Genomic DNA, 12,959 nt, shown 5'->3' on the forward strand with positions numbered 1-12,959 from the left:
TCTTCTGCTCGGTGGGAAGGAAGTACGTCCGCCTCTGGGAGTCAGGCCGGGGAGCCGGCCCTGGCGCGTACCTCAGATGTCGAGGAAGCGCACGTCCTTGGCGTTGCGCTGGATGAACTCCCGGCGGGGCTCGACCTCCTCGCCCATGAGCACGCTGAACAGCTCGTCCGCCTGGGCGGCGTCGTCCAGCTGGACCTGCAGCAGGACCCGGTTGTCGGGGTCCATGGTGGTGTCCCACAGCTCGTTGGCGTTCATCTCGCCGAGGCCCTTGAACCGCTGCACCAGGTCGCGGGGACGGGGGTCGCGCTTGCCCGCGGCGATCCCGGCCTCGATGATCGCGTCCCGCTCGGAGTCGGAGAAGGCGTAGTCGGCCTCGGTGCCCCGCGCGTCCCACTTGATCTTGTACAGCGGGGGCTGCGACAGGTACACGTGGCCGGCCTCGATCAGCGGCTTCATGAACCGGAACAGCAGCGTCATCAGCAGGGTGTTGATGTGGTGGCCGTCCACGTCGGCGTCCGACATCAGGATGATCTTGTGGTAGCGCAGCTTGGAGATGTCGAACTCGTCGTGCACCCCGGTGCCGAGGGCGGTGATGATCGCCTGCACCTCGTTGTTCTTCAGGATCTTGTCGATCCTGGCCTTCTCCACGTTGAGGATCTTGCCGCGGATCGGAAGGATCGCCTGGAAGTGCGGGTCGCGGCCGCCCTTGGCCGAGCCGCCCGCCGAGTCGCCCTCCACGATGTAGAGCTCGGACCTGGCCGGGTCGGTGGACTGGCAGTCCGACAGCTTGCCGGGCAGGGACGTCGACTCCAGCAGGCTCTTGCGCCGGGTCAGGTCGCGCGCCTGCCGCGCCGCGACACGCGCCCGCGCCGCCTGCGAGGCCTTGCTGATGATCTCCTTGGCCTCGCCCGGGTTCTCCTCGAACCAGTCGCGCAGGTAGACGTTGCAGGCCCGCTGCACGAACGACTTGGCCTCGGTGTTGCCGAGCTTGGTCTTCGTCTGCCCCTCGAACTGGGGGTCGGCCAGCTTGATCGAGATGATCGCGGTGAGGCCCTCGCGGACGTCCTCGCCGGTCAGGTTGTCGTCCTTGTCGCGCAGCAGGCCCTTGTCGCGGGCGTACCGGTTGACGATCGTGGTGAGCGCCGCCCGGAAGCCCTCCTCGTGGGTGCCGCCCTCCGCCGTGTTGATGGTGTTGGCGAAGGTGTGGACCGACTCGGAGTAGGACGAGTTCCACTGCATGGCGATCTCGATCGACATGCCGGTGGTGTCGTCGCTGAAGTAGATGACCGACTCGTGCGCGGAGTCCTTGCGCGCGTTGATGTAGCGGACGAAGTCCTCGATGCCGCCTTCGTAGTGGTACCGGACGACGTGCGGCTCACCGTCGGCGTGGTCGGGACGCTCGTCCCGCAGCGTGATGGACAGGCCGCGGTTGAGGAACGCCATCTCCTGCATGCGGCGGGAGAGGGTCTCGAAGTTCCACTCGAGGGTCTCGAAGATCTCAGGGTCGGGCCAGAACTTGATGAGCGTCCCGGTCTCGTCGGTCGCCTCGCCCTTCTGGAGCTCGATCTCGGGCCCCTGCCAGGTGTAGGACTGGCGCCACACGTGGCCGTCGGCGCGGACCTCGGCCTCCAGCCGGGTGGACAGCGCGTTCACCACGGCCGAGCCCACACCGTGCAGACCGCCCGACACGGCGTAGGACTTGCCGTCGAACTTGCCGCCCGCGTGCAGCGTGGTGAGCACCAGCTCGATGGCCGGGCGCTTTTCCACAGGGTGCATTCCGACGGGGATACCGCGGCCGTTGTCGAGGACGCCGACGCCGCCGTCGGCCATGAGCGTCACCACGATCTCGTCGGCGTAGCCGGCCAAGGCCTCGTCGACCGCGTTGTCCACGATCTCGTAGACGAGGTGGTGCAGGCCGCGCTCACCGGTCGAGCCGATGTACATGCCCGGGCGCTTGCGAACCGCCTCAAGCCCTTCAAGGACAGTGATCGAACTAGCGTCGTACGCCAAAGGAGATCCTCCTGCCGGGGATGTCTGCCGCTCCGCGCCCGAGGGAGCGCGGTGTGCCCCGTAACACACATGGGGGCGCCCGGTGGTGCTCTGGTCGTGCCGGTCAGAGCCCCGGGCACCCGTTGGCGGCGCAGCATCCTGAACCCACCGTCATTCTACCGGGTGACGAGGCGAAAAGTGGCACTCGCGAGCGCTGTGTGCGCGTGTGGCGGCCGAGAGGGCCCGGAGACACATCCCCCCATTGGGCCAGGGGGGTTATTTGGCCTACGTGGCGCTCGCCGCTGAACTGGACGTCCCGTCACCGAACAGATGTTCCCACCCGCCACTGACACTCGCCGCGGCCCCGGGGCATCGGCTCAGCGGGCGCGCCACGCGCCCGTCCGGCGCGGCCCTGACGAGGGCCCCACGACCTTCACCCTGCGGACGGTGCCGTGGCCGAGCTCCTCGTTCAGCCGCCGCACGAGCGTGGACGACAGCAGGCGGAGCTGCGTGGCCCACGTCGTGGAATCGGCCGCGACGGTGAGCTCGCCGTCCTCGAAGTGGTCGGGCCGGGTGTGCTCGGCCAGCTCCGGGCCGACGATGCCGGCCCAGTTGCCGAACACGCCGCCGACGGCGGCGCGCTGCTCCCACCCGCGCGACGCCATCAGCTCGCGGATCGCCGCGCTGAAGAGCTTGGGATCGCCGCCCCGCCCGGGGTCCCGCACGCGCCCGCCCCGCCCGGCGCCCTTGCGCTTGCCGCCCTGACCGGGCATCGTGCCGCGCTTGAGCGCGTCCGCCTTCGCCTGGGCGAGCGCCTCGCGGGCGAGCTCGATCCCCGACTTGGCGGGCGGAACCCCGTCTTCGGCGGACTTGTGCACATCCTGTGGATCACTCACTCGCTCGCCCCCTCGGACTCACGAACGACCTGGCCGTCCGAGACGGTATACGAGCCCCCCGTCAGTTCGGCGGGGACGTCGGCGGGGACCGCCGCCGTGATCAGGACCTGCTCGGCCGGCGCGACCATCTCGGCGAGCCGGCTGCGACGCCCGGTGTCGAGCTCGGCGAACACGTCGTCCAGGATGAGGACGGGGTCGTCGCCGTCCGCGCGGAGCAGGTCGAACGCGGCCAGCCGCAGCCCGAGCGCGAACGACCACGACTCGCCGTGGCTGGCGTAGCCGCGCGCCGGAAGCTCCCCGAGGCGCAGCACCAGCTCGTCCCTGTGCGGGCCGACGAGGCTCACGCCGCGCTCCAGTTCCTGCTTGCGCGACTCGGCGACCGCCTTCAGGATCTGCTCGGCCAGTTGTCCACGGTCTGTGGACAACTCCGCGTCTCCTAGGGAGCTCTTGTAGATGAGGTCGGCCGCGCCGCTGTGCGGAGCGAGCGCCGCGTAGGCCCGGACCACGAGCGGACGCAGCGCCTCGACGAGATCGAGCCGCGCCGCCAGGAGCTCCGAGCCCATGCGCGCCAGATGCGAGTCCCACACGTCCAGGGTGGCGAGCACCTCCGGGCCGGGGGAGCGCCTGTGCGCGGCCGCCGATTTCAACAGGGCGTTGCGCTGCTTGAGGACGCGGTCGTAGTCGGACCGCACGCCGGCGAACCTCGGCGCCCGCGCGGTCAGCAACTCGTCCATGAACCGGCGCCGCTCCCCCGGGTCGCCCTTCACGAGCGCGAGGTCCTCCGGGGCGAACAGCACCGTCCGCAGCATCCCCAGGATCTCGCGCGGCCTGGGGATGGGGGACCGGTTGAGCCGCGCCCGGTTCGCCTTGCCCGGGTTGATCTCAAGCTCGATCAGCGCCTTGCGGTCGTCCTTCACCACCCCGGCCCGGACGATCGCCCGCGGCGCCCCGTGCCGGACGAGCGGCGCATCCGTCGCGGCCCTGTGACTGCCGTGCGACGCGACGTACCCGATGGCCTCGACCAGGTTCGTCTTGCCCTGCCCGTTCGGCCCCACGAACGCGGTGACCCCCGGCTCCAGCGCGACCTCGGCGGCCGGATACGAGCGGAAGTCCTGCAACGAAAGGTGGGCGACGTGCACAACACACGAGCGTAGAGCCTCCCCCACCCCCACCACACACCTCACCCACACCCGCAGGCCGACACGCCGCCGAATGCCGCCCGGGGGCAGGTCGGCAGGGCAGGTCCGCGGGTCACGTCCGCGGGTCACGTCCGCGGGTCACGTCCGCGGGTCACGTCCGCGGGTCACGTCCGCGGGTCACGTCCGCGAGATACGTCCGCGCAGGACATGTCCCCGCCCTCCCAGGGGGGCCGACCCCACTCCCAGCCTGAAACACATCGCAGGGAAGCGGGGTCGGAACCCACAACTGTGGATAACTAGGGGGTCAGACCGAGGGAGGGTTGACGTCGGCGCCGGGGGAGTCCGCGCCCTTGGAGGACTCGACGGCGTGGCCGCCGAACTGGTTGCGGAGGGCGGCGACGACGCGCATCGTCGGGGAGTCGTCCTGGCGGGAGGCGAAGCGGGCGAACAGGGACGCCGTGATGGCGGGCAGCGGGACGGCGTGGTCGACGGCGGCCTGGACGGTCCAGCGGCCCTCGCCGGAGTCGTTGGCGTAGCCGCGCAGGTCGTCCAGCTCGGGGTCGCCGGCGAGCGCGCGGTTCAGCAGGTCGAGCAGCCAGGAGCGGATGACGGTGCCCTCCTGCCAGCTCAGGAACGTCTCCGGCACGTTGGTGACGATGTCGCTGGCCTCGATCAGCTCGTAGCCCTCGCCGAACGCCTGCATCATCGCGTACTCGATGCCGTTGTGGACCATCTTCACGAAGTGGCCGGCGCCGACCTTGCCGGAGTGGACGAACCCGAACTCCCCCTCCGGCTTGAGCGTCTCGAAGATCGGCATCAGCCGCTTCACGTCGTCCTCGTCGCCGCCGACCATGAGCGCGTAGCCGTTCTCCAGGCCCCACACGCCGCCGCTGACACCGCAGTCGAGGAACCCGATCCCCTTGGCGGCCAGCTCCTCGCCGTGCTTCCGGTCATCCACATAGTGTGAATTACCGCCGTCCACGACGAGGTCGCCCTGCTCCAGGACCTCCCCCAGCTTGTGGATGGTCTCCGCCGTCGGCCCGCCCGCGGGGACCATCACCCACACGGCACGCGGCGGGGACAACCGCTCCACCAGCTCCTCGACCGAGCCGACGTCGCTGACCTGCGGGTCGCGGTCGTAGCCGATGACGGTGTGGCCGCCGCGGCGCAGCCGCTCGGCCATGTTGCCGCCCATCTTGCCCAGGCCGATGATGCCAAGCTCCATGAAACGCTCACTCTCCCCTGTGCGTGCCTGCCTGTGTCCGCCTGCTCTGCCTCGACCGCGGGGCGCGGCTCCCCGTGGACAACGCCACGGTGCCATGCCCCAGAGGTCGGTACTTATCCGGACAGACGAACCGGCATGATCAGGTAACGGTAGTTCGGGTTCTCCCCGTCCTGCGGCGGCTTCCCGGTGAGGACGGCGGGCTTGGTCGGGGTGGTGAAGGACAGCCGCGCCACGTCCGAGCCGATCGCGGAGAGCCCGTCGAGGAGGAACCCGGGGTTGAACGCGATGTCGATGTCCTCGCCCTCCAGGGACGCCTCCAGCGCCTCCACGGCCTGAGCCTCGTCGCCCGTCCCGGCCTCCAGGACGACCTCGCCCTGGCTGAACGAGAGCCGGACGGGGGTGTTGCGCTCCGCCACCAGGGACACGCGCTTGACGGCCTCGATGAAGGAGGCCGTCTGGACCTCGGCGAGGCCCGCGTACTCGCTCGGCAGCAGCGAGCGGTACTTGACGAAGTCGCCGTCCAGCAGCCGGGACGTGGTGCGGCGGCCGCCGCCCTCGAAACCGATCATGCCTTCGCCGGTGCCGCCCGTCCCGCCGAGCGCGATCGACACCTCCGCGCCGGCCGTCAGCGACTTGGCGGTGTCGGCCAGCGTGCGGGCCGGGACGAGAGCGACGGCGGAGAAGTCCGGGCGCTCGGGCTTCCAGTGCATCTCGCGGACCGCGAGGCGGTAGCGGTCCGTGGACGCCAGCGTGACGGTCTCACCCTCGATCTCCACACGGACACCGGTCAGCATGGGGATCGTGTCGTCCTTGCCAGCGGCGATCGCGACCTGGGACACAGCGGCGGCGAACTCGTCGCTGCCCACCGACCCCGCGGCGGGCGGCATCTCCGGCAGAGTCGGGTAGTCCTCCACAGGCATGGTGAGAAGTGTGAACTTCGCGCTGCCGCAGCGGAGCATCACCTTCGCGCCGTCCGTCGTCACCTCCACAGGGTGGGGAGGAAGGCTGCGCGAGATCTCGGCGAGGAGCCGTCCGGACACCAGCGCCGTCCCGGCCTCCTCCACGTCGATGTCCGTGGACACCTGGGCCGAGACCTCGTAGTCGAACGCGGAGAGCTTCAGCCGGTCGCCGTTGCCCTCGCCCCCGGCGACGATGTGCATGCCCGCGAGGACCGGCACCGGGGGACGGACGGGGAGCGTGCGCGCGGTCCAGGCGACGGCGTCGGCCAGGGCGTCTCTGTCGATGCGGAACTTCAAAGGGACCCGCCTCCTGCAGGTGTCGGACAAGGGTGAGCTGATCTCGTCCGGGCCGGGGCGCTCGGTGCGCGTTGTCCCCAGGCCCTGACTTGAGATGGATCTTTTCTTGGATAGAGATGTAGAGCAGTACTAGTAATAGGGGCCGTGGATAGTGTGGACAACGTCCGTTGTCGCAGGTGAGACCCCGTTTCTCTGTCCACCGGCGCTGTGCATGGCCCGTGGACGGCGCGGCGCCGCCTGGGGACGGCGAAAACATCCCCACACGTCATCCTCATGTCATCCCCCGGTTATCCACGAGTTCTCCACGGGTATACAGCCCGTTCGCCCTCCCTGGGGATGACGGGACCGGTGATCTTCGTGACCGTCCCCAGGTCGTCCCCAGGCCGTCCACCGGTTTTCCCCAGAAGGCCGGGCGGTGGTGCACACCCGGTCCACACCCGTCCACCGTTCATCCTCAGCTTCTCCAATGGTTGCCCACAGGGTTATCCGCGAAAATCCCCAGAGTTTTCCACAACTTGTGAGTAGCGCCGTCGATTCTCGGGGGACGCGTGCCTTTTGTCGGTTCTTTGCCTTGGCGAGGGTGTGGACGGCGCGGGCGGGGTCCGTCCACAGGCGTGACGCGGGTCTGTCCACAGTGTGTACGAACAGGGGGATCAGCGCTTGCGGGCCTGGTGCTTGATGCGCCCCGTCAGCTCCGTGACCTGGTTGTATATGGCGCGGCGCTCTGCCATCAGCGACCGGATCTTGCGTTCGGCGTGCATGACCGTGGTGTGGTCGCGTCCGCCGAACTGCTGACCGATCTTCGGAAGGGACAGCTCGGTCAGCTCCCGGCACAGGTACATCGCGATCTGCCGGGCGGTGACGAGCATCCGCGAGCGGGACGGGCCGCACAGGTCGTCGATCGTCGTCCCGAAGTACTCGACGGTCTGCGCCATGATCATCGCGGCGGTGATCTCGGGACCGGAGTCGTTGGGGATGAGGTCCTTCAGGACGATCTCGGCGAGCTTCATGTCGACCGACTGCCGGTTCAGGCTCGCGAACGCCGTGACCCGGATCAGCGCGCCCTCCAGCTCGCGGATGTTCGTCGCGATCTGCGAGGCGATGAACTCCAGCACGTCGGGCGGCGCGGCGAGGCCCTCCTGCCGGGCCTTCTTCTGCAGGATCGCGATCCGCGTCTCCAGCTCGGGCGGCTGGACGTCGGTCGTCAGGCCCCACTCGAACCTGTTGCGCAGCCGGTCCTCCAGCGTCACCAGCTCCTTGGGCGGGCGGTCGCTGGAGATCACGATCTGCTTGCTGGCGTTGTGGAGCGTGTTGAACGTGTGGAAGAACTCCTCCTGCGTCTGCTCCTTGCCCTCAAGGAACTGGATGTCGTCGACGAGGAGGATGTCCACATCCCGGTAGCGGCGGCGGAACCCGTCCGCCTTGCCGTCCCGGATCGAGTTGATGAAGTCGTTCGTGAACTCCTCGGAGCTCACGTAGCGGACCCGCGCCCCGTTGAAGAGGCTCTGCGCGTAGTGGCCGATCGCGTGCAGCAGGTGGGTCTTCCCCAGGCCCGAGTCGCCGTAGACGAACAGCGGGTTGTACGCCTTGGCCGGCTGCTCGGCCACCGCGACGGCGGCGGCGTGCGCGAACCGGTTCGACGAGCCGATGACGAACGTCTCGAACGTGTACTTCGGGTTCAGCCGTGCATGCTCGGACGCGCCGGACTGCTGTGCCGGCGCAGGGGCGGGCGCCCGTGGGTCGGACTTAGGGCCTCGGGGGTCGGACCCAGGAGCCCTGGAATCGGAGCTCTCCTCGTCCCGAAAGACGCCTTCACCCCTGTAGGACTGCTCACCGCCTGAAAAGGGCTGCTCAGCCCCTGGGAAGGACTGTTCGCCGTTCTGGAACTTGTCGTCCGAGTGCCCGAGCGGGGCCTCGTTCCCAGCGTGCTGAGGTTCGCGGCCCTGGGCCTCCCCGCGACCGCCAGGACGCAGGGGGCCGAGCGTGCGGTCGTTGAGATGAGAGTGCGGAGGGCGTCCTGGAGGCTCGCCGCCGTAGCCTTCCTGCCCCCCGTAGCTCGGGTAGCCGCGGCTTTCATAGGGCGCAGGGCCGCGCCCGCCGTGGCCCGCACCGTACGCGGGGGGGCGGGTGGCAGGCGGGTACGATCCACGGTCGTCGTCCTGAGCCTGTGGATAACCTCCGGGCGAACCGGGGTTGTGGGTAACTCCCGACTGCGGCCGGTATCCCTGGTCTGTGTACGGCTGCTCCGGATACGGGCGGTCGGGACGTTCCGTGTAGGACGACTGATCTCCGTACGGCTGCTCCCCGTAGGACTGCTCCGTATAGGAACGGTCTCGATCCCGGTCGCGCTCGTCGCGCGCCCGCTCCCCGTACGGCTCTCCATAAGAAGGAGTGGGCTCGTGCATGCCGAGCCCTACGCCCGGCCCGGGAATCGGTGCGGAAAGGGGCTCGCCGGGACCCGGACGGGCGCCCGCCGGAGGGTCCGGCTGGACGGTCACCGCGACCCGGATCTCCCTGCCCAGTTCGTGGGAAAGTGCCTGCGTGATGAGGTTGCGCAGGCGCGTCTCCAGCGCGTCCTTGGCGAACTCGTTGGGCGCGGCGAGAAGTGCCGTCCCCTCGACGAGCGCCAGGGGGCGGACCATGGGCAGCCATGCGCGGTAACTCGGCGACAGATCGCTCTCGGACAGTGCGGTGAGGGTGCGGGCCCAGACCGATCCGAGATCCTGACCGTCCATGCGCAAGGTCCCCTCCCCACAACTCCGCCGAACGGAGCACACCTGACTGCCCGGCTTTCCCGCGGGATGCCACACGCCTCACAGGACACTGCCGCTACGCGGAAGACTTACTCTCTCACGAGTTGTCCACAGAGTTGTCCACATGCTGTGCATAGGCATGGGGACCCTGTGTAAAACCCACGAGGCGGGTTCAGGGATATGCGGTCGACAAGGGGCCGGCCTTCATCAGGGCCGGTGCGGGATGGTTCTCGAACGGGGGCTTGAGGGCTGAACGCCGACATCGGATTCGTCGAAGGAAGTGTCGGCTCGCCTCGTCGACCTTAACCGCTCCCGGACACAGCCGCAACACGGTCACCAACGATCCCGCCCGTCCACAGGAGCCCTGCGGTGGCCGCCTCCGTTTGACCCGCTGCCTGAATACCCCGTAACGTTCTGAGGTCGAGTCGCATCGACGGAGATGCCGCGTGCCCGCCGGCAGCCCCTCAGGAATGCTCGGGTGGGCCCCCGCTGCGGGGGACCGTACGCGGCCCTCGGTGCGAGCCTTCGAGCTTCAAGTCCTCAGACGATCCGACCGCAGCACTGGAGCCTCAAGTGAGCAAGCGTACCTTCCAGCCGAACAACCGTCGTCGCCACAAGAAGCACGGCTTCCGGCTGCGCATGCGCACGCGCGCGGGCCGCGCGATCCTGTCGAGCCGGCGCAGCAAGGGCCGCGCCCGCGTCGCGGTCTGACCCACCTTCACATAGTGCTGCCGTCCGGAAACCGGATGCGGCGGCGGGACGACTTCTCGTTGGCCGTCCGGCGCGGTCGCCGCGCCGGACGGCCAACTGTCGTCGTTCATCTGCTGCGCCCGGAAGAGGTCCGGCCGGCGGCCGCCCGGCCGCTGGTCGGGTTCATCGTGGCGCGCACCGTCGGCAACGCCGTGGTCCGCAACACGACCCGGCGCCGGCTGCGCCACCTGATGCGCCCGCACCTCGACCGCCTCCCAGCGGGTAGCCTGCTCGTAGTGCGCGCCAACCCCCGTGCGGGAGCGGCGCGACCAGACGAACTGGCCGCGGATCTGGAGTCGGCGCTCGACCGGCTGCTGCGGCCCGCGTCCAAGGGGCGAAGATGAGGAGTCCGCAGGGGACCGAGTTCCCCGCGCAGCACAGGACGGGCCGCCCAGGTCCCGTCGCGGTCGTGCTGATCCTTCTCGTCCGCGCCTACCGCCGCTTCTTGAGTCCCCTGCTCGGGCAGCAGTGCCGCTTCCAGCCCAGCTGCAGCGCGTACGGCCTGGAGGCGCTCCAGGTGCACGGGGCGCTGCGCGGCACGTGGCTGATCGTCCGCCGAATAGCGCGGTGCCATCCGTTCCACCCCGGCGGTTACGACCCGGTACCGCCGAAGAAGACGCCGGATCAGCGCGCGGCGGCTTCCTCGAACTCCGGCCGCGAGGAGAGCGGCCCCGCCCTAGCAGAGCCCAAGGAGCTGCCCGGTGCTTGATTGGTTGTACGAGATCGTCTCTCAGCTCATCGTGTGGATCCACACGGGGCTCAGTACGGTCGTCCCCAAGGACAGCGGATGGGCGTGGGGCGGTTCGATCATCCTCCTCACCGTCCTCCTGCGGCTGCTCCTCGTCCCCCTCTTCGTGAAGCAGATCCACGCTTCGCGCAAGATGCAGGAGCTGAACCCGAAGGTTCAGGCGCTGCGCAAGAAGTACAAGAACGACAAGCAGCGCCTCAACCAGGAGGTCATGAAGCTCTACCAGGAGAACGGCGCCAACCCGCTGTCGGGTTGCCTGCCGCTCCTGGTGCAGATGCCCATCTTCATCGGGCTGTTCCAGACGCTGAAGCGGATCTCGGACGCCAAGCCGGGGCAGAGCGTCTTCGCCGTCTCGTCCGACCTGGTGTCGAGCGCGCAGAACGCGAACATCTTCGGCGCCCACATCCCGGACACGTTCCTGAACGCCTGGGGCACCGACCCCAAGAGCTGGACGGCGATCGTCATCACCGGCATCGCCGTGGTGATCAGCTCCGTGACGACCTTCTTCACCGTCCGGGCCAGCATGAAGCGGCAGCCCGTCGCTGACGAGGCCAACCCGATGATGCAGGCGCAGAAGATGATGGTCTTCCTGGCGCCGCTGTTCGGCCTCTTCGGCCTCGGGTTCCCGCTGGGCGTCCTCATGTACTGGGTGACGTCCAACAGCTGGACCCTCGCGCAGCAGCACTACATCTACAAGCGGTACCCACCGCCCGGCACGGACGGCGCGGGCCGCGGCGACCACGGCCAAGACGGGGGCGAAGACCGACTCCAAGACCGCCGGGTCGAAGCCCTCCGGCTCCAAGGCCGGGGCGTCCAAGAACGGCCAGGCGCCCTCGACCGGCATCAAGGCGAAGCTGAAGAAGGAGCCGGAGCCGACTCCCGAGCCCGAGGACAAGCCGAAGGTCGTGCGCAACCAGCCGACCCGCAAGTCGCGCAGCAAGCGCAGCGGTACCCAGAAGCGCTAGTTTGGACCCCGAGCACGTGCCGGAGAAGGAGAGCCCGTTGAGCCAGACCGACACCACCGAGGTCGACGTCCAGGCGCTCGAACAGGAAGGCGAGATCGCCGCCGACTACATCGAGGGCCTGCTGGACATCGGTGACTACGACGGCGACATCGACATGGACGTCGAGGGCGAGCGCGCCATCGTCGCCGTCGTCGGAGGTGCGCTGGACGAGCTGGTCGGCAAGCGCGGCGAGGTGCTGGAGGCGATCCAGGAGCTCACCCGGCTGGCCGTCCACCGCCAGACCGGCAACCGCACCCGCCTCATGCTGGACATCGGCGGCTACCGCGAGCGGCGCCGCGCCGAGCTGACCAAGCTCGGGACGGACGTCGCGAACGAGGTCAAGCAGTCCGGCGAGCCGAAGCCCCTCGCCCCGATGACCCCGTTCGAGCGCAAGATCGTCCACGACGCCGTCGCCGCCGCGGGCCTCCGCAGCGAGTCCGAGGGCGAGGAGCCTGACCGCTACGTGGTCGTCGCCCCCGCCTGACCCCTACGGCTTCACACGGCCCCGACCGGAACCCCGGTCGGGGCCGTCGCCTTTCCGGACACAACCGGTTTCTCCGGGCATGAGAGGGCCCCGCGCCCTGGCCGGCGCGGGGCCCTGGGGAGCTCGGTGTGCACCGCCGCCCTGGCACACCGAGCAGGTTCTCGGTGCTACCGCCGGGCGGTGCGGCGCCAGCGGCGCCGCGGGACGCCGTCGCCGGTGTCGACGGTGTTCTGCACGCCGGGGTCCTGCGCGTTCGCAGGATCCTGCGCGTACCCCGGGTCCTGAGGATGGTTGTGGGTGACACCCCGGTCCGCCGGGTGTTCGACCACACGTTCGACCCGCTCGGCGGGACGGCCACCGGACGGCGGCGGGTCCTCGATGATGTGCTCCTCGCGGACCACCGTCCCCGGCTCGTCGCCGTAGGCGGGATCGGCCCCGACCACACGTCCGGCGGCGCGTCGCGGCCGGGTGTACTTGAGCGTGAACCCCATACTGATCAGGCCGACCAGGATCAGGATCCAACCGACCATGTGGATGTCGAGGCCGCTGAGGTCAACGCGGATGGCGAAGGCCAGGATCGCCCCGAGGGCGATGAATGCGAGACTGACTCCGATTCCCATGTGTCGGAGCTCCTTCCGGGGGGACGGACGGGCGTCACGGCAGCCTCTACCCGCCCCTCGGCGAATATGCGGCGGGGTCATGTGGTTCTCGCCAT

The 12,959-nt window shown here is 69.3% G+C and carries 12 protein-coding genes; 5 read left to right on the plus strand and 7 right to left on the minus strand.

Annotated features, from left to right (window positions below):
- Positions 1–72: 72 nt before the first annotated feature.
- The 6 genes from gyrB to dnaA form a co-directional block, all read right to left on the minus strand.
- Entirely contained in the window at positions 73–2,010 is a 1,938-nt protein-coding gene (gyrB, locus tag BJY14_RS21170; RefSeq protein ID WP_179845223.1) for a DNA topoisomerase (ATP-hydrolyzing) subunit B, read from the minus strand.
- A 356-nt stretch (positions 2,011–2,366) separates the two neighbouring features.
- Positions 2,367–2,885 (minus strand): DciA family protein, encoded by a 519-nt coding sequence (locus BJY14_RS21175; protein ID WP_179845224.1) that lies wholly within the window; start codon positions 2,883–2,885, stop codon positions 2,367–2,369.
- The gene (gene recF / locus BJY14_RS21180; protein ID WP_179845225.1) at positions 2,882–4,024 is read right to left on the minus strand and encodes a DNA replication/repair protein RecF; all 1,143 of its coding nucleotides are present in this window, start codon (positions 4,022–4,024) and stop codon (positions 2,882–2,884) included. Before recF ends, BJY14_RS21175 begins: the two co-directional genes overlap by 4 nt.
- Positions 4,025–4,328: 304 nt before the next feature.
- The gene (gene gnd, locus BJY14_RS21185; RefSeq protein ID WP_179845226.1) at positions 4,329–5,345 is read right to left on the minus strand and encodes a phosphogluconate dehydrogenase (NAD(+)-dependent, decarboxylating); all 1,017 of its coding nucleotides are present in this window, start codon (positions 5,343–5,345) and stop codon (positions 4,329–4,331) included.
- 17 nt (positions 5,346–5,362) lie between these two features.
- Positions 5,363–6,505 carry a DNA polymerase III subunit beta gene (dnaN, locus tag BJY14_RS21190; RefSeq protein ID WP_179845227.1) on the minus strand — a complete coding sequence of 381 codons (1,143 nt, stop codon included), beginning with the start codon at positions 6,503–6,505 and terminating at the stop codon, positions 5,363–5,365.
- Between the two features lie 653 nt (positions 6,506–7,158).
- Positions 7,159–9,240 carry a chromosomal replication initiator protein DnaA gene (dnaA, locus tag BJY14_RS21195; RefSeq protein ID WP_179845228.1) on the minus strand — a complete coding sequence of 694 codons (2,082 nt, stop codon included), beginning with the start codon at positions 9,238–9,240 and terminating at the stop codon, positions 7,159–7,161.
- 591 nt (positions 9,241–9,831) lie between these two features.
- On the opposite strand from dnaA, the gene rpmH reads away from it, so the two are divergent.
- The 5 genes from rpmH to BJY14_RS21220 are packed head-to-tail and all read left to right on the plus strand — an operon-like array spanning position 9,832 to position 12,244.
- On the plus strand, positions 9,832–9,969 hold the full coding sequence (rpmH, locus tag BJY14_RS21200) for a 50S ribosomal protein L34 (protein WP_179845229.1): 138 nt from the start codon (positions 9,832–9,834) through the stop codon (positions 9,967–9,969).
- A 14-nt stretch (positions 9,970–9,983) separates the two neighbouring features.
- Positions 9,984–10,352 carry a ribonuclease P protein component gene (gene rnpA, locus BJY14_RS21205; RefSeq protein ID WP_179845230.1) on the plus strand — a complete coding sequence of 123 codons (369 nt, stop codon included), beginning with the start codon at positions 9,984–9,986 and terminating at the stop codon, positions 10,350–10,352.
- The gene (gene yidD / locus BJY14_RS21210; protein WP_179845231.1) at positions 10,349–10,717 is read left to right on the plus strand and encodes a membrane protein insertion efficiency factor YidD; all 369 of its coding nucleotides are present in this window, start codon (positions 10,349–10,351) and stop codon (positions 10,715–10,717) included. The genes rnpA and yidD overlap by 4 nt, the downstream gene beginning before the upstream one ends.
- Entirely contained in the window at positions 10,710–11,762 is a 1,053-nt protein-coding gene (gene yidC, locus BJY14_RS21215; RefSeq protein WP_312879339.1) for a membrane protein insertase YidC, read from the plus strand. Before yidD ends, yidC begins: the two co-directional genes overlap by 8 nt.
- On the plus strand, positions 11,759–12,244 hold the full coding sequence (locus tag BJY14_RS21220) for a Jag family protein (protein ID WP_179845232.1): 486 nt from the start codon (positions 11,759–11,761) through the stop codon (positions 12,242–12,244). The genes yidC and BJY14_RS21220 overlap by 4 nt, the downstream gene beginning before the upstream one ends.
- Before the next feature lie 167 nt (positions 12,245–12,411).
- Here the strand turns inward: BJY14_RS21220 and BJY14_RS21225 are convergent, their stop codons facing one another.
- Complete coding sequence (locus BJY14_RS21225; protein ID WP_179845233.1) at positions 12,412–12,864, minus strand: DUF6458 family protein; 453 nt, start codon at positions 12,862–12,864, stop codon at positions 12,412–12,414.
- Between the last annotated feature and the right edge of the window lie 95 nt (positions 12,865–12,959).

Source organism: Actinomadura luteofluorescens (genome assembly GCF_013409365.1).
GTDB classification, from domain to species: Bacteria; Actinomycetota; Actinomycetes; order Streptosporangiales; family Streptosporangiaceae; genus Spirillospora; species Spirillospora luteofluorescens.

Bases quoted from the DNA above. Each gene is read 5' to 3' on its own strand.
- gnd (WP_179845226.1), bottom strand. From the start codon at position 5,345: ATGGCACCGTGGCGTTGTCCACGGGGAGCCGCGCCCCGCGGTCGAGGC.
- yidD (WP_179845231.1), top strand. From the start codon at position 10,349: ATGAGGAGTCCGCAGGGGACCGAGTTCCCCGCGCAGCACAGGACGGGC.
- dnaA (WP_179845228.1), bottom strand. From the start codon at position 9,240: ATGGACGGTCAGGATCTCGGATCGGTCTGGGCCCGCACCCTCACCGCA.
- BJY14_RS21225 (WP_179845233.1), bottom strand. From the start codon at position 12,864: ATGGGAATCGGAGTCAGTCTCGCATTCATCGCCCTCGGGGCGATCCTG.